The organism is Mesorhizobium sp. 1M-11 (assembly GCF_001303895.1).
Taxonomy (GTDB): Bacteria; Pseudomonadota; Alphaproteobacteria; order Rhizobiales; family Rhizobiaceae; genus Mesorhizobium.
Window position 1 is genome coordinate 1 of sequence record NZ_LJSD01000028.1, and the last position, 1982, is coordinate 1982.

Sequence of the window (1982 nt, forward strand, 5' to 3'; positions counted from 1 at the left end):
ATGTCGGTGAAGACAAGCCGGTCGTCGTAGCCATTATTGAGATATTCCACGATGGTGTCGTGGCCGTCGCCGCGGCTGTAGCGGAAAGTATCGTCCCCTAAGAAGCCGACCAATGTGTCGTCCGCTGCCGTGCTGGTCAGCAACATGTCGCGCATCTGCGCTGGGGTCCACGTCGTACCGTCAGCGAAGATGACCTTTTCGACGCCACGACCGTATCGATCGTCGAGCGTGTCCTTCAGCAGCACCGAGCCGCCGTCACCGGCACCTGGCGCGCTGTCGGCGATGACGATGGTGACGTCATTGCCATTTCGCACCAGCGAGACGTCGGCCGGATTGATATCGGTGAAGACAAGCCGGTCGTCGTAGCCATTATTGAGATATTCCACGATGGTGTCGTGGCCGTCGCCGCGGGCATAGACATAAATGTCGTCGCCCTCCGCTCCATCGATCGTGTCATTGCCGGCACCGCCGGTTATGGTGTCGGCGACATTAAAGCCCGTGATGGTGTCGTTGCCGGCCGTCGAGGCCTGAGCCAGCAGCTTCACCCTAAGGTCAGCTCCGATCCAAGTCGTGCCATCGGCGAAGACGACCTTGTCGACGCCCTGGCCGTAGCGATCGTTGAGCGTGTCCCTCAGCAGCACCGAGCCGCCGTCACCGGCACCTGGCGCGCTTTCGGCGATGACGATGGTGACGTCATTGCCATTTCGCACCAGCGAAACGTCGGCCGGATTGATGTCGGTGAAGACAAGCCGGTCGTCGTAGCCATTATTGAGATATTCCACGATGGTGTCGTGGCCGTCGCCGCGCGCATAGACGTAGATATCGTCTCCACCAGCACCGTTTAGCGTATCGTTGCCTTTGCCGCCAGAAATTACCTCATTTGCACCCATACCAGTAATATTGTCATCTCCAGGGGTGCCTGCATGGCTAATAAGCTTGGTAATAATTTGCACCTTGGTCCACGCGGTACCATCTGCGAAGACAACCTTTTCGACACCGCGACTGACACGCTCGTCGAGCAAGTCCTTCAGCAGGACCGAACCACCATCACCAGCGCCGGGTGAACTTTCGGCGATGACGATGGTGACGTCATTGCCATTGCGTACCAGCGAGACATCGGCCGGATTGATGTCGCTGAAAACCAAACAATCATCATAGCCATTATCGAGGTCCTCGACGATGGTGTCGTTGCCATCGCCGCGGACATAGACATAGGTGTCGTTGCCACCGGCGCCATTCAGCGTGTCATTACCCTTGCCGCCGGTGATGACATCATTCGAGTTAAAGCCCGTAATGGTGTCGTTGCCGGCCGTCGAGGCTTGCGCCAACAACTTCAATCTGAGGTCAGCCCTGGTCCACGTCGTTCCATCCGCGAAGACGACTTTGTCGACGCCGCGATAGTAATAATCCTCGATGGTATCCTTTAGCAGTACGGAGCCGCCGTCACCGGCGCCCAGCGAGCTTTCGGCGATAACAATGGTGACATCATTGGCGTTGCGCACCAGCGAGACATCGGCCGCATTGATGTTGCTGAAGACCAGACGATCGTTGTCGCCGGCATTAATGCCTTCAATGATCGTGTCGTTGCCGTCGCCGCGACTGTAACGGAAGGTGTCATTTCCCGCGAAGCCAACCAATGTATCATCCGCAGTTGTACTGGTCAGCAATTTGTCGCGCAGGTCAGCCCTGGCCCACGTCGTTCCATCCGCGAAGACAACCTTGTCGATACCGCGATAATAATAGTCGTCGAGCGTATCCTTCAGCAGTACCGAGCCGCCGTCACCGGCGCCGGGCGAACTCTCGGCGATGACGATGGTGACGTCATTGGCGTTGCGCACCAGCGAGACATCGGCCGCATTGATGTTGCTGAAGACCAGACGATCGTTGTCGCCGGCATTAATGCCTTCAATGATCGTGTCGTTGCCGTCGCCGCGACTGTAACGGAAGGTGTCATTTCCCGCGAAGCCAACCAATGTATCATC

1 protein-coding gene is annotated in these 1982 nt (G+C 57.5%); it reads right to left on the bottom strand.

Going from position 1 to position 1982, the window contains the following annotated elements; translation table 11 throughout:
* Nucleotides 1–1982 (bottom strand): calcium-binding protein (locus tag AO692_RS11835; RefSeq protein ID WP_161808066.1); only part of this gene is annotated, 1982 nt, incomplete at both ends.